10 protein-coding genes and 3 pseudogenes are annotated in these 13123 nt (G+C 64.9%); 5 read left to right on the forward strand and 8 right to left on the reverse strand.

The features are described from left to right. Positions 1-218: 218 nt before the first annotated feature. The 5 genes and pseudogenes from Q7V45_RS08110 (at position 219) to Q7V45_RS08125 (ending at position 5096) form a co-directional block, all read left to right on the forward strand. Positions 219-1910 carry a B12-binding domain-containing radical SAM protein gene (locus tag Q7V45_RS08110; RefSeq protein ID WP_304849839.1) on the forward strand — a complete coding sequence of 564 codons (1692 nt, stop codon included), beginning with the start codon at positions 219-221 and terminating at the stop codon, positions 1908-1910. Between the two features lie 577 nt (positions 1911-2487). Beyond that, positions 2488-2646 carry a SpaA isopeptide-forming pilin-related protein gene (locus Q7V45_RS27030; RefSeq protein ID WP_370692567.1) on the forward strand — a complete coding sequence of 53 codons (159 nt, stop codon included), beginning with the start codon at positions 2488-2490 and terminating at the stop codon, positions 2644-2646. Then, positions 2630-2800, forward strand: a complete 171-nt coding sequence (locus tag Q7V45_RS08115; protein WP_304849842.1) for a hypothetical protein — start codon at positions 2630-2632, stop codon at positions 2798-2800. Before Q7V45_RS27030 ends, Q7V45_RS08115 begins: the two co-directional genes overlap by 17 nt. Before the next feature lie 464 nt (positions 2801-3264). Further along, positions 3265-3703, forward strand: a pseudogene (locus Q7V45_RS08120) (IS481 family transposase); the annotation flags it as partial. A gap of 484 nt (positions 3704-4187) precedes the next feature. Further along, the gene (locus tag Q7V45_RS08125) at positions 4188-5096 is read left to right on the forward strand and encodes a LysR family transcriptional regulator (RefSeq protein WP_304849845.1); all 909 of its coding nucleotides are present in this window, start codon (positions 4188-4190) and stop codon (positions 5094-5096) included. On the opposite strand, the gene Q7V45_RS08130 is transcribed toward Q7V45_RS08125, so the two are convergent. From Q7V45_RS08130 to Q7V45_RS08165, 8 genes and pseudogenes are all read right to left on the reverse strand, one after another. Beyond that, a complete protein-coding gene (locus Q7V45_RS08130; protein ID WP_304849848.1) occupies positions 5089-5334 on the reverse strand; it encodes a DUF2274 domain-containing protein in 246 nt (81 codons plus the stop codon). The two genes, Q7V45_RS08125 and Q7V45_RS08130, sit on opposite strands and share 8 nt — an antisense overlap. Positions 5335-5344: 10 nt before the next feature. Continuing rightward, positions 5345-6514 (reverse strand): TrbI/VirB10 family protein, encoded by a 1170-nt coding sequence (locus Q7V45_RS08135; RefSeq protein WP_304849851.1) that lies wholly within the window; start codon positions 6512-6514, stop codon positions 5345-5347. Next, positions 6511-7458, reverse strand: coding sequence for a P-type conjugative transfer protein TrbG (trbG, locus tag Q7V45_RS08140; protein ID WP_304849854.1), 948 nt, complete (start codon positions 7456-7458; stop codon positions 6511-6513). The genes Q7V45_RS08135 and trbG overlap by 4 nt, the downstream gene beginning before the upstream one ends. Further along, the gene (gene trbF / locus Q7V45_RS08145; protein ID WP_304849857.1) at positions 7455-8138 is read right to left on the reverse strand and encodes a conjugal transfer protein TrbF; all 684 of its coding nucleotides are present in this window, start codon (positions 8136-8138) and stop codon (positions 7455-7457) included. The genes trbG and trbF overlap by 4 nt, the downstream gene beginning before the upstream one ends. After that, complete coding sequence (gene trbL, locus Q7V45_RS08150) at positions 8138-9391, reverse strand: P-type conjugative transfer protein TrbL (RefSeq protein ID WP_304849860.1); 1254 nt, start codon at positions 9389-9391, stop codon at positions 8138-8140. The genes trbF and trbL overlap by 1 nt, the downstream gene beginning before the upstream one ends. Before the next feature lie 40 nt (positions 9392-9431). Continuing rightward, positions 9432-10169, reverse strand: coding sequence for a P-type conjugative transfer protein TrbJ (trbJ, locus tag Q7V45_RS08155; protein ID WP_304849863.1), 738 nt, complete (start codon positions 10167-10169; stop codon positions 9432-9434). Continuing rightward, positions 10166-11974 (reverse strand): annotated as a pseudogene (gene trbE, locus Q7V45_RS08160) (conjugal transfer protein TrbE); the annotation flags it as partial. The pseudogene trbE and the gene trbJ, both read right to left, overlap by 4 nt. 2 nt (positions 11975-11976) lie before the next feature. Further along, positions 11977-12960: pseudogene (locus Q7V45_RS08165) on the reverse strand (methylase); the annotation flags it as partial. Between the last annotated feature and the right edge of the window lie 163 nt (positions 12961-13123).

Here is a 13123-nt window from a genome sequence, read left to right on the forward strand (position 1 = left end):
AACGTCGCGCAGAGTGGCGATCAACGCCCCCGCCAACGCGCCGCCCCCCGCCCAGAGACGCGGCCGCGGGGCTAGTCGCACTTCCGGCGTAACGGCCACAATGCGAGCGTAAATTTGCTTGATGCTCCGTCGAAGCACGGTCCGTCTGAACTCACAGGTGGAGGCTAGCCATCACGACCCATCGTTGCAATGTCCTCCTGGTGTCGCCGCAGTTTCCTGTGGCCACCTTCTGGAACAACAAGGGCCTCTGCGAAGTCGGAGGTGCGCGCCATACCGCGATTCCGCTCGGACTGCTGACGGTTGCGGCACTGCTGCCGGCCGAGTGGAGCTCCCGGCTGGTCGATCGGAACGTGGCAGACGTCACCGACGCCGATTTCGCCTGGGCCGATCTCGTCATGACCGGCGGCATGAACGTGCAGCGTCCCGATTGCCTCAACTTGGTCGCGCGCGCTCAGCACCTGGGCAAGCCGGTAGCGGTCGGCGGGCCTGACGTCACCTCGGAGCCGCATGTCTATGCCCAGGCCGACTTTGTCGTGGTCGGCGAGGCCGAGACGATCATCCTGGATTTCGTCGCCGCCTGGAACGCCGGCCAGCGTCGCGGCACGTTTACTGCGGAGAAGTTCAAGGTCGACGTCACCACGACGCCGGTACCGCGCTATGACCTGCTGAAGCGCAGCGACTATTTGTATCTCGCCGTCCAGTTCTCGCGCGGCTGTCCGTTCAACTGCGAGTTCTGCGACATCATCGAACTCTACGGCCGCCGGCCTCGCGTGAAGACGGCGGAGCAGATGTTGACCGAGCTGGAGGCGATCCGTCGCAGCGGCTATCGTGGCCACATCGATTTCGTCGACGACAATTTCATCGGCAACAAGAAGGCGGTGAAGGCCTTCCTGCCCGAGCTCATCGCCTGGCAGAAGGTGCACAACTACCCGTTTGCATTCTCGACCGAGGCGTCGGTGAACCTGGCCGATGACGACGCGCTGTTGGCGCTGATGCGCGAGGCCGGCTTCTTCGTCGTGTTCGTGGGGATCGAGAGTCCGGACAGCGACACGCTGGTGGCCATGCAGAAGAAGCAGAACACCCGACGCAGCCTGACCGACAGCATCTACAAAATCCATCGCGCCGGCATGTTCGTCATCGCGGGCTTCATCGTGGGGTTCGACACAGAGAAGGACGGTATCGCCGATGGCATGGTCGACTGCATTGAGGACGCGGGCATCGCGATCTGCATGGCAGGGCTTCTAACAGCACTGGCGAACACGCAGCTCGCGACTCGGCTTAAACGGGAGAACCGCATGTTCCCCGAAGACTGGACGATGCGGAAGCTCGCCGAGGGCGGCGATCAATGTATCCTCGGGCTCAACTTCGAGACGCTGCGGCGCCGACGTGACGTACTGGCTGACTACAAGAACGTGATCGACCGGATCTATGCGCCGGAGGCCTATTTTGGACGGGTGAGTCGCGCGGCGCGGCAGCTGAACCGCTACTGGCCCGACAAGAAGCCGGAGGTCAAGCCGCCGCGCCGCATCGCGGGGCTGTCATCCAACGATTGGCGCCAGCTGTTCCGTCTCCTGAAAGCAGCGCTCTTCAAACATCCTCTGCTGATCGGTCACTACCTCAAGGCGCTTGTCTCCTGCGCGCGCGAGAATCCCGCCTCGCTCGAGGCGGTGGGAACGATGGCCGCCTTCTACCTCCACCTCGGTCCGTTCTCGCGCGTCGTCTCGAAGGAGATGGCGCGGCAGATCAAGGAGATCGACAGCGGAGAATGGCGATCCCCCGTGGTTGCGAACCAGTCGGTGCAGCCGAAGGCGGCTCCCGAGATGGTCTCTATCGGGAAGCGCGAATTGGTCCCGTTTACCGAGCCGATCCGGTTAAAGGCGAACCTCAGCTCGACCCGAGAACAGAAATAAATCGCAAATCCCGCTGCAGATTCACTTCTGGGGTTAGCGGCGGCAGAAGTCGACGACATCTCGCTTGCCGCACATGTGGAGGCGCTATCACCACCGCTCCTTCGTGCAAGGCCGCCGCATGGGTCCCCCGTCGCAATCACCGTCGCGCTCGAATTGCGCCGCAGCAGCGCCATCTTGTTGCGTGCATGCTGCGGTTCTGGCGTCGTGGGGCGCCGTTGAGACGGGGATACAAATGCTTTCGGTTCGAACCTTTGCCACGCTGTTCGGCGCGACCGTGCTCGCTTCCGTATCGCTATCCGGCGCGGCGGCCCCGGCCCTGTCGCAAAGCGCCATGACGCCCGGTGGCGGGGCGATGGCCCCTCAGCCTCGTGTAGCGCCGACCGTCGCACCCCCGGCAGCCCCGCAGGCTCCCGTCATGACGCCCCAAGCTCCCCTCGTTGCACCGCAAATGCCGGTGGCGACCCAGCCGATCCCTCAGCCCTCGACCCGAAGCACGACCAGCTCAAGCAATCGCGATCACATCGATCAGGACGCACAAACAGACATCAAGAAGTGACGAGCCCTCTCATCCTTACCAATCGGCCTCGTCGGCGCCCCGGGAAGCTTAGCCGCGGGCAAAGGCACGACCGACGCAAGCGGTAACGTGACTTTCAAGGAGCTGAAGCCCGGGAACTACAGCGTCGAGCTGCCGAACGCGGGAGCCCCGGGGCGTGGTGAGCATGACGACGTTCGTTAATGGCAAGCTTGCCTCGCGCACCGTCTTTCCGGTCGCCAGCTCGGTCGGCACCTTTGCGGTCGCCAGCGCCCGGGACACCATCACCCTCAAGTTCGAACGCAGCATTGGCTCTACCCCGGTCAACGGCATTGGCGGCACGGGCGGCGGCAGATAGACCGGCAATCTCGGCCCAGCGCCGCGGCCGCCGATCCATCGTCCCGACTTGCGCGCGCGTCGGCGGGGCGCTTGAAGGCGAGGTCAAGGTATCCGACGAGGATGCGAGGGCTAAGACCCTTCGCCTGCGGATCTCGGCCGACGTCTCAACCTTGCGCGTACGGTAATCTTAGGGAAGCCCGCCTCGATCACGGGCTGCGAGAACGAGTGGACTTCGCGCCACTTCGCCTGGGCTGTTAACTTGCCGCACATGGTGGAACGCTATCATTTGCGCTCCTCCTCCTCATCATCGCTTCGAGCACAATGGTCTGACCGAACAGAACAGCTCGCACCTAGTGCGACGGCGTTGACTAGCTATTGGCCGGATTTGGGAGAGGGCGGGCGGGCAACTTGGCGGGCGCGGCCTAGCTGTTTGATCCCGGGATTTGATAGTGCACCCTTGTCGGGCGATTTGAGGGATGCGCTATGGGACAGGTTCTTCACGGCTGCGCCACAACGACAGCGGCGATCCGTCGAGTGATACAGCATAGTCAAGAGAGCCTGAGGAGCCTTTCCAAACGATACGGCATCAATCCCAAGACCGTTGCCAAGTGGAGGAAGCGCGGCTCTGTCGCCGATCTGAAGATGGGGCCGAAGGAAGCGAAGTCGACAGTGCTGTCGATCGAGGACGAGGCGATCATCGTCGCCTTCCGCAGGCACACGCTCCTGCCCCCTCGACGATTGCCTCTACGCCCTTCAGGCCACGATACCACACCTGACCCGTTCATCCTTGCACCGCTGCCTCCAGCGCCACGGCATCTCGCGGCTGCCGGATGTCGAAGACGGCAAGGTCGAGAAGCGCAAGTTCAAGGCCTATCCCATCGGCTACTTCCACATCGATATCGCCGTTCTCTACGTCCAAGAAGACGCAAATCATTTCTGGCCAAGTCCGTTTCCACCGTCGCCTTCCCTCTAAGACTTCGACAGAACTATTCGAAAAGGTTCCTCAATCGAGTGAGATCATATTAGACAACCGTTTGTACTTGGGGCGGTACAACGCGCGGCTGACGCCCCTCTGGATTGGGCGCACACAATCATCTCGGCAGTAACGACGTCGAAATCGGTCGTCGAGCTCGTATTCTATATCACCATGTTGACCCTGTGCTGGCTGCCGCGGGCTCGGATTGACCACCGGACGGAGTTACTTTCATGGCCCTGCGATCGATCAACCACCGGCTCACCCGGTGGCTATCAGATAGCATGGGGTAAAGATGGCATCGTGCGACGCTATTCGGCGACAAGTCGAGATTGCAGGAATGTGTATTGGGCGCAATCGGCTAGCCACCATTCAAGCCCTAAAAGAGCTTACGCCACTCTCGGCAGCAGCCCTGCAACCGCCCGGCCGGAACATGAACCTCGATCTGAGTTCCTTGCGGAGCGTAATTGCGGCGGCCGAGCACGGAAGCTTCCGGCAAGCCGCGACTGCCCTTAACATCAAGCAGTCTGCACTTAGCCGCCGCATACGACAGCTTGAAGAGCAGCTTGGCGCCTCCTTATTCGAGCGATCCAGCGGAGGAGTGCGCCTTACCCCGGCCGGTGCGAGCATGGCCCAAGCAGGCCGCCGTCTGTTCGAAGAAATAGACGACATGATCAAGGCTTCGCAGCTGGCCGGCCGAGGGGAAGCCGGTGTCCTCAAAGTAGGTTTCGGGACGGCGGTATCGACCAGCAAGGTACGTACCATCATAGCAGATCACATCAGGTCATTTCCCGAAGTCGCCATACAGGTTACCGAACGATCTCCGGCTCACCTGATGACGGCCCTTGGGACAGGAGATGTGGACCTCGCCATCATTGCAGGCGAGGCACGGCAACATAACGGACCTTCGATGTCCTTATGGTCGGAGCGCATTGTTGCGGCTTTGTCTTCGCGGCACCCGCTCTTCAACAACGAGGTCATCGATTGGAGTGATCTCAAAAACGAGACATTTCTTCTAAGCCAGTGGGACCCGGGTCTTGATCTTCGCAATCTGATCCTCAGGAAACTCGCAGCGCCGGGTGATACCCCCAGGATCGAGACCTGGGACGCCAGCAATGAGAAGGTTCTCGGGATGGTGGAAGCAGGACTTCATGTCAGCGTTCATTTCGAGTCATGGACCAGTCTTGCCTATACCGGCGTCCGCTTTCGCGAGCTTCGCGATGCGTCGGGTCCGAGCCACATCACGTTCACGGCGTGCTGGGAGGAGCAGAACCGAAACCCTGCGCTCGCCCGGTTCCTGGACACGCTCCGACAAACACACCATCCAACCACCCTCACCTAGCGTCCACTTTCTGCGCCGACACTTTTGCCGAACGCCGCGCTTTGGCAAAGGCTCGATCAGCCGACATGAACCGGGCCAACATCGGCCCGACGAGCTTTGCCGGATCGATGGTCTGCCCCGTTTCACGGCCGAGCGTCTCCGCGTAAACAATGAGATCCCGGTGGATGGCCGCCGGCAAGTCCACCGTCAGCTTTACAGGCTTCTCGTCCAGGATGGCGCCAAGTTTGAGCTTGGACATGACGTTTCTCCTATCCTCGATAAGGCTGAAGCACGAGATCGCGGGTCACGATGACCCGGACCGGGTAACCAGGACGGATGGTCAGGGTCGGCTGGATGTTGAGGTTGCGCCGCACCACTTGCTGCCCAGCCTGATTCAGCGTGTCGCCCGCACCACGGCGTAGGGCGCGCACCAGATCGCTGTCGTTCTCATCCGAGCCCAGTTCGGTGCCAACCGCGAGGATGGTCGACAGAAGCGCGGCCTTGAACAGGGATCCCCAGTGGTGGTCGACGCCGTCTTCCAGACCGGCCTGCCCGCTAGAATCGGCCCCGGGCTGGCGCTCGAGCACGATCGAAAAGCCATTGGGCAGAAGCAATCGCGTCCAGACCAGAAGAAGACGCGACTGACCGAAGGTGACCTGGCTGTCGTAGATGCCGATCAGCCGTGCCCCTTGAGGGATCAGCAACGCGCCGCCAGTTGGCGTGTCGTAGACGTTCTCCGTCACCTGCGCGGTGATCTGTCCCGGTAGATCGGACCGTAGGCCGGTAATGAGGGCCGCGGGAATGACGGCGCCGGCCTGCAGCACAAACGGTGAACCGGGCCGCACCAGACGATCGGGACTCGTCGTCTTCCGATCGACAGGCGCATTCATGAAGGCGACTTTGCGGTCCTGTCCGTTCTGGATCGAGGCTTCATCTGTCGCCGACGCCGCTGCCGACATTGAATGCTGAGACGGGGGAATACTTGCGGCGCCAGGCTGTGTCTGACGATTGCCGGGAGCGAACAGGCGGCTGACGCGGGCGGCTTCCGTCTCCTGAGCCCGGCGCTGCTGCTCGGCGTCGGGCGACGATGGGGCGGCTTGACCTTGGGCTGCTACGATCGGTCGGCCGAGGTCGCCCGGCAGCGGCGGTCCGAGAACCGGCACATCCCGAGGAACGCCGGTGTAATCTCGCGGCAGTGCCGCCAGACCGTCGGCCATGCGCGGCCGGTCGGTCGTGTAGAGTTCTTGCGGCGTGACGCCAAGCAGCCGGTCTCTTTGCAAAGCCCACAGCACGGCGCCGCAGACTAGGATAAGGCCTAGCGCCGTTCCGCCAATCAGCACAGTGCGCGACAGACGGGTGACGCGAGGCCCCTCCGATCGCAGCCGGAAGGGCTGAGCGGTCGTCGAGGGTGTGGAATCTGACAGCGACTGATCGGTCATCGCGGCGGCCTTCCATCCGTGCGGACGATCCGGACGATCTGCTGGCTCTCGCCCCCCAACCGTAATTCGGCCGCAGCAAACAGGCGGTCGACGATCAGGACGTTGCCGTATGCACGGGAGTTGACGAGCTCCGGCTTGCCATCCGTGCCGACGACGAAGAGAGGCGGCATCTCGCCCTGCACGATGCCGGGCGAGAACTCGACATAGACCTTGCGTCCATCGTCGTAGGCATTGACCGGTCTCCAGGGCGGCTTGTCGCCCTCGATCGAGTAACGATAACGGCGCTGCGCAATCTCGGGGAGGACCGGCACCGGCGGCAGAGCGCGAGGGCTCTTGCCTCGGCTCTCCGGGTAGAACCACGCGACCGACGGCATATAGGGCCGCTCGTGAGCTCGCAACTCAATGAGATAGGTGCGCCGGTCGGTGTTGACCACAAGGTTCGTCTCGATGGCCGGCCGGGTCGGCTTGACCAGAATATGCACGCGACGCGTCTCGCCGTTACCGCTCTCTGTGTCGCCAATGATCCAGCGCACCGTGTCGCCAGCCGCCACCGGGCCTGAGCCGGTCAGTTGCTCGCCGGGCTCCAGGGCGATGTCGGTGACCTGTCCCGGCGCGACGTAGACCTGATAGAGGGCCCCCGGGCTATACGGAAACACCTGCACGGCGTTGAAGTAGCCCTCACGGCGCGGCTCCACCCGCGCGGCGCCATTGGCGGCCTCGACGCGCGCCACCGGATCCCTCGCGTCGCCCGGGCCTCCGCGCGCCGGCGTCCAGGCCGGTGGAACATGCAGAGGCCGCGGCGGTGGATCCTCGGCAGGCGCCGAGGACACCGGGAGCGGCGGCACGCTCTCGTCGTAACTGATCTGCGGCGGCTTGGTGGATGCGCATCCGGTTATCGCCAGCAGGGAAATGAAGAGGGCTGGCCGCATGCTGCGGTACTTCATTGTGCGAGCTCCTTCGACCAGTTGATGGCGTTGACGAAGACGCCGAGCGGATTCTTGCGCAAGCGATCTGCATCGCGTGGCGGCTCGATCACGATGGTGAGAATGGCGGTCCAGCGCTCAGTGGCAGCAAGCTGGCCGCTTTCGTAGCGTCGCTCGGTCCACGCCACCCGGAAGCTGTCCAACGATGCCCTGATGACGCTCGAGACCTCGACGGAGATCTGCATCTTGCCGAGTCTGGCGAAAGGATCGGCGCGGCGGGCATAGTCGTTCAAGGCTGCGGCGCCGCGATCGGTCGTGAACTCGTATGCCCGTAGCCAGCCCTGGCGCAGCACGACCGCGTCGGACGGCAGCCCGCGCACGTCCTCGATGAAGCGCGCAAGATGAAAGGCGATCTGCGGATCGGTCGGCCGATAGGAAGCATCGGCCGGGGCGATCGCCTGCGCCTGGCCCAGCCTGTCGACCTGGACGACCCAGGGCGTGATCGTCCCCCGCGCCGCTTGCCAGACGAGTCCACCGGCAAGACCGGCGGCAAGTGCCAGGCAACCGAACGCCATCAGGCGCCAGCTCCTGGCCTGCACGCGCGCGGAGCCAATCCGGTCGTCCCAGACCTGCGCGGCCTTCTGGTAGGGCGTCTCCGGCACAGGTGTGTGGCCGTAACGGACGGACGAACGCTTGAACATCAATGGTTCCCTTCAGAAAGGTCGATGGAGGAGCCGCCACCAGCGTGATCGCCGGAACGGATGGCGTGCGTAGCCGCGGAAGCGCCGTGGCTGGCGGCCTGGCTCCGCCTCATGCGCCGCGCCCAGGCGGGCGGTGCGTCCGGCGGAGCCGCCGCAGTGCCGGGCTCGGCACCGCCGGCAGCGGCGCGCCCGCCGGCCGCAAAGCTGCTCGTAAAGCTTTCTGCCGCCCGGCGGAGCGGGCTGGCCGCCGCAGATGCGCCCGCCCCGGCCACGCCGGACAGACCACCGGCGCGGTAAGCAGTAGCGGCGCCACCTGCCAGGGCGGCAGTTCCCCGGGCGGCTGCGCCCGCTGCACCGGCCAGCGCACTTGCACCACCGGTCGCGAGGGCTCCGCCTGCGGCGGCAAGCCCACCGGCTGCCAACCCGGTCCCTACGGCCGCACCGGCCCCCAGCTGGGGTCCGCCCGAGACGATGCCGTTGGCGATGCCTGGTCCGAAGATGCCAAGGCCCAGCAGGGCCAGGGAGGCCAGCACCAGCGACATGGCATCCTCGATGGAGGGCTGAGCACCGGTGCCCGAGGTGAACTGAGAGAAGAGCGTCGAGCCGATCCCGACGATGACCGCCAGCACCAGCACCTTCACGCCGGAGGACACGACATTGCCCAGAACGCGCTCGGCCAGGAAGGCCGTCTTGCTGAACAGTCCGAAGGGGATCAGCACGAAACCGGCGAGTGTCGTCAGCTTGAACTCGATCAGGGTGATGAAGAGCTGGACGGCGAGGATAAAGAAGGCGAGCAGCACCACGACCCAGGCGAATAGCAGCACCACGATCTGGATGAAGTTCTCGAAGAAGCTGATGTAGCCCATCAGTCCCGAAACCGACTCCAGGAGCGGCCGTCCGGCATCGAGACCGACCTGGGCAACCCGCCCCGGTCGCAGAAAATCCGCCGCCGACAGGCCGGTGCCGGAGGCCTTGAGCCCCAGGCCTGCGAAGCTCTCGAACACGATGCGGGCGAGGCTGTTCCAGTTGCCGATGAGATAGGCGAAGACGCCGATGAACAGGGTCTTCTTGACGAGCCGGGCAATGACATCCTCGTCCCGGCCCCACGCCCAGAACAGCGCGGCCAGCGTCAGGTCGATGGCGGCCAGGGTGGCGGCCAGGAAGCCCACTTCGCTGCCCAGCAACCCGAAGCCGCTGTCGATGTAGCTGGTAAAGACTTCGAGGAACCGGTCGATAACGCCTGTGCCGCCCATCGGCCTTCACTCCGTTCCTCTTGCCCACGCGGCGGCGGGCTTATTCATGGAACATGCGGACGGTGGACGGCTGATAGCCCGTGTTGGGCGCGAGGAAGCGGCGGAGCTGCTCCCTCGCCTGGTCCTGGGCGGCCACCCGCGCGGCCGCCTCGAGGCTCTGGGCCCTGCCCTGAGCAGCGACCGTCGCTGTGAGATCGGCAAGCTGCTGCGCTTGTAGGGCGACCAGCTGGTTACCGGCCTGCGCCGCCTCCAGTGCCCCTGCAGCGCCCTGGCTGGCATCGACGAGCGCGGACAGTTCTGAACGGTTGGTGTCGAGGTTACCGACAACGGTCGCCTGGATGCGCAGCGCATCCTGCAGGCCCGCGACGGAGTTCTCCCAACGTGTCCGGGCATTGGCGATCAACGACTGGGCCGACTGGTTCTCCGACGCCGGCGCATAGGTCGTCGAGAACGCCCGATCGATCTGCTGGACGTCGTAGGCGATGTTCTGGGCCTGACCCAGGAGTTGCCGAGTCCGCCCGATCGACTGCTGAAGCTGCTGCAGCGAGGAGTATGGGAGGCTCGTGAGATGACGCGCCTGGTTGATCAGCATCTGCGCTTCGTTCTGCAGCGACAGGATCTGATTGTTGACCTGCTCGAGCGTGCGCGCCGCGGTCAGCAGGTTTTGCGAATAATTGGTGGGATCGAACACGTGCATCTGCGCCGAAGCCGGGAGCGCGCTGCCGGAGAGGGCGAGAATGGCTGCGAGCGTAACGCCGTAACCACGGAGAGAGGTCATGACGATTCTCCTGTGCTGAGGTCGGGGATGAGATCGGCAGCCCACGGCACGCCGCGCGCCTGAAGCCAGCCGGCCAGGAAAGCCTTACGGCCGTGCTCGCCCAGAACGCGTTCGATCAGGGCCTGGTCCGCCTTCGACGAAGCCGCCGTGAGGGCAATCGTGACCTCGCCAAGGCCGAGCTCGAACAGGCGATTGCCGCGGCGGGACTGGCAGTAGTAGTCACGCTTGGGCGTCGCCCGGGCGAGAATCTCGATCTGACGGTCATTGAGACCGAAGCGGCGATAGATCTCTGTGATCTGCGGCTCGATCGCCCGCTCGTTCGGCAGGAAGAGCCGGGTGGGGCAGCTCTCGATGATGGCCGGCGCGATGGCGGAGCCGTCGATGTCCGAGAGCGACTGGGTCGCGAAGACGACGGAGGCGTTCTTCTTGCGCAAGGTCTTCAGCCATTCGCGCAGCTGGCCGGCGAAGCCCTCGTCGTCCAGGGCGAGCCAGCCCTCGTCCACGATCAGCAGGGTCGGGCTGCCGTCCAAACGGGCCTCGATCCGATGGAAGAGATAGGCGAGCACGGCAGCCGCGGCGCCGGTGCCGATCAGCCCCTCGGTCTCGAAGACCTGCACCGACGTACTGCCGAGCCGTTCGGCCTCCGCATCCAGCAGACGGCCATAGGTCCCTCCCAGGCAATAAGGCTGGAGGGCCCGCTTGAGGGCGGCCGACTGCAACAGGACCGACAGGCCCGTCAGGGTGCGCTCTTCCAGCGGTGCGGAGGCCAGCGACCCGAGAGCCGACCATAGATGGTCCTTCACCTCGGGCGTGAGGACGATCTTCTCCCGGGCCAGGAGAGCTGCAATCCAGTCAGTGGCCCAGCCCCGCTCCGCGACATCGTCGATGCCGGCCAGCGGCTGGAGGGCAACGGGCTCCCTCTCCTCTTCGCCGAGCGCGCTTCCGAGGTCGTGCCAATCCCCACCCATCGCGAGCGCCGCGGCGCGGATGGAACCGCCGAAGTCGAAGGCGAATACCTGCGCCTTGTCGTAGCGCCGGAACTGCAACGCCATGAGGGCCAGCAGCACGGACTTGCCCGAGCCCGTCGGGCCGACAACGAGCGTATGGCCGACATCTCCGACATGCAGGGAGAACCGGAACGGCGTCGCCCCCTCGGTCCTGCCGAAGAACAGCGGCGGCGCACCGAAGTGCTCGTCCGTCGCGGGACCGGCCCAGACCGCCGACAGCGGGATCATGTGCGCCAGGTTGAGCGTCGAGACCGGCGGCTGGCGCACATTGGCGTAGGCATGCCCGGGAAGGGAGCCCAGCCACGCATCGACGGCGTTGACCTTCTCGACCATGCAGGTGAAGTCGCGGCCCTGGATCACCTTCTCGACCAGACGAAGCCGCTCGTCGGCGACTCGCGGATCCTCGTCCCATACCGTGACGGTCACCGTGCAGTAGGCCGCGCCGACCGCGTCCGAACCGAGTTCCTGCAACGCCACATCGGCGTCGATCGCCTTGTTGTGCGCATCGGTGTCGACGAGCGTCGACGCCTCGTTGGTCATCACCTCCTTGAGGATGGCCGCGATGGACTTCCTCTTGGCGAACCACTGACGGCGGATGCGCGTCAGAAGTCGGGTGGCGTCGGTCTTGTCGAGCAGGATCGCCCGCGTCGACCAGCGGTAGGCGAAGGCCAGGCGATTGAGTTCGTCGAGCAGTCCGGGCGTGGTGGTTCCCGGGAAGCCGACGATCGTGAGCACCCGCAGGTGGCAGTCGCCGAGCTTCAGCTCCAGGCCACCCGTCAAGGGTTGATCGGCCAGCACCGGAGTAGCGTGCCGACGTCGGGGGCCATGCTGAATGATGCTGGAAACGATGTTGGATCGTCGGCAGGAATGCGATCGATAACGGTGAGTCGGGTCTCGACCGCGGTACCGTGGCGTGCGTAGACACGCCCATCGATGGCGGCGGAGAACACGACACGGCCGCGTTCCTGGAGGCGGACGAAGGCCTCGCGCCATGACGGATGGTCCGGCGAGAGGCTGGCGCCGGTGATCGCGACCAGGCGCCCGCCGTCGGCGAGCCGCGCGAGCGCAGACGAGATGTGGCGAAGGGCGGCGCCAGCGACGGTGCCGTCGACATGTGCAGCAGCCGAGAATGGCGGATTCATCAGCACGACGCTCGGACGCACGGCATCGTCCAGATGGTCGTGGATGTGAGCCGCGTCGTAGCGTGTCGTCGCAGCACTAGGAAAGAGTTGCCGGAGCAAGGCCGCGCGGGTTTCCGCCAGCTCGTTCAGGACGAGTCGGCTGCGAGCGAGCTCCGCGAAGATGGCGAGTAGCCCCGTCCCTGCTGAGGGCTCGAGCACGAGATCGGCCGGGCTGATCGCGGCAGCGCTGGCGGCGACAAACCCGAGCGCGAGCGGCGTCGAGAATTGCTGCAGTGTCTGGCTCTCTTCGGAACGGCGCGTATGGGTGGGAAGAAGTGCTGCGATCCTGCCGAGCAGGGACTGCTCGGCAGCCGATGACTCCGCCCGCTTCCGAATGGCCGGGCCGAACTTGCGCATGAACAGCACGGTCGCCGCCTCGCAGGCGTCGTAGGCGGTCTTCCAGTCCCAGGCGCCCGCTGCGTCGGAGCCGCCGAAGGCGTGCTCCATGGCAGCGCGCAGGATGACCGCGTCGATGCGGTTGCCACGCTCGAGGTGAGGAAGAAGAAGGTGTGCCGCGGCGGCAATGCCGGTAGACGGATCCGCAGGAGCGCCGGTGAGCGAGCGTAGCGCTGGCGCCGCCGCCGAGAAGAGGACGTCCGACATGGAAGAGACCTCGGAGAGCGGGAACGGTTCCGAACCGGAAGGCGCTCTCTCTGGACCTCGCCGGCTCAAACCCGTCCCGGCCGTCCTCTCCCTCTCGCTTACGCCTCGGAGGTGAGGAAGCCCTCGATGGAAAAAGCCCGGCACGGCGCCGGGCTTAACCAGG

It is taken from the genome of Reyranella sp. (genome assembly GCF_030651995.1).
Taxonomy (GTDB): Bacteria; Pseudomonadota; Alphaproteobacteria; order Reyranellales; family Reyranellaceae; genus Reyranella.

Excerpts from the sequence above, each read along its gene's own strand:
- Q7V45_RS08115 (WP_304849842.1), top strand. The coding sequence starts at position 2,630 with ATGACGACGTTCGTTAATGGCAAGCTTGCCTCGCGCACCGTCTTTCCG.
- Q7V45_RS08125 (WP_304849845.1), top strand. The coding sequence starts at position 4,188 with ATGAACCTCGATCTGAGTTCCTTGCGGAGCGTAATTGCGGCGGCCGAG.
- Q7V45_RS08130 (WP_304849848.1), bottom strand. The coding sequence starts at position 5,334 with ATGTCCAAGCTCAAACTTGGCGCCATCCTGGACGAGAAGCCTGTAAAG.
- Q7V45_RS08135 (WP_304849851.1), bottom strand. The coding sequence starts at position 6,514 with ATGACCGATCAGTCGCTGTCAGATTCCACACCCTCGACGACCGCTCAG.
- trbG (WP_304849854.1), bottom strand. The coding sequence starts at position 7,458 with ATGAAGTACCGCAGCATGCGGCCAGCCCTCTTCATTTCCCTGCTGGCG.
- trbF (WP_304849857.1), bottom strand. The coding sequence starts at position 8,138 with ATGTTCAAGCGTTCGTCCGTCCGTTACGGCCACACACCTGTGCCGGAG.
- trbL (WP_304849860.1), bottom strand. The coding sequence starts at position 9,391 with ATGGGCGGCACAGGCGTTATCGACCGGTTCCTCGAAGTCTTTACCAGC.
- trbJ (WP_304849863.1), bottom strand. The coding sequence starts at position 10,169 with ATGACCTCTCTCCGTGGTTACGGCGTTACGCTCGCAGCCATTCTCGCC.